The sequence below is a fragment of the Paraburkholderia sp. NMBU_R16 genome, assembly GCF_013282575.1.
Classification (GTDB): Bacteria; Pseudomonadota; Gammaproteobacteria; order Burkholderiales; family Burkholderiaceae; genus Trinickia.
Genome location: NZ_JAAAYE010000288.1, coordinates 1 through 502, shown reverse-complemented (window position 1 = coordinate 502; position 502 = coordinate 1). Strand labels below are relative to the sequence as shown.

Genomic DNA, 502 nt, shown 5'->3' with positions numbered 1-502 from the left:
AGAATTAGCGTATCTGCAAGCGCACAGATTTCCAGCAGCCGATGCCAGTCAGCATTGTTTCTCGCTAGGCGTGAGACCTCCAGACCCATGACGATGCCGGCCCGGCCCAGGCCAACGTCAGTAACCAACCGTTGAAACCCCTCCCGCCAGGACGCCGATGCACCAGACTCGCCCTGGTCGCTATCGATCGTGACGATCTGATCGTCGCGCCAGCCGAGCGCGATTGCGCGCCCACGCAGGGCGTATTGCCGCTTCGTGCTCTCGACGTTCTCGAGGACTTGCCGCATCGATGATTGTCGGATGTAAAGGTAAGCGTTCCGTTCGAGGTGGTGAGTTTGAACTTTAAGCGACGCGTTCATGGTGTTCTCCGCTCATTGAGCGTCACAGCAATCCCAGCGAGTGCATAGATGACGCTCTGGCGCTCGAAGAACTGTGCGTACGGCGAGGACCTGCTAACGATCGGGTCCAGCGGAGCACGCCCTGGAACCATCATGCGTGCCCA

1 protein-coding gene is annotated in these 502 nt (G+C 59.4%); it reads right to left on the bottom strand.

The genetic code is table 11. From position 1 onward, the window contains the following. Window positions 1-359, bottom strand: a 359-nt coding sequence (locus GWC77_RS28285) for a recombinase family protein (RefSeq protein WP_173262934.1), incomplete at its 3' end; no start/stop codon positions are given. Between the last annotated feature and the right edge of the window lie 143 nt (window positions 360-502).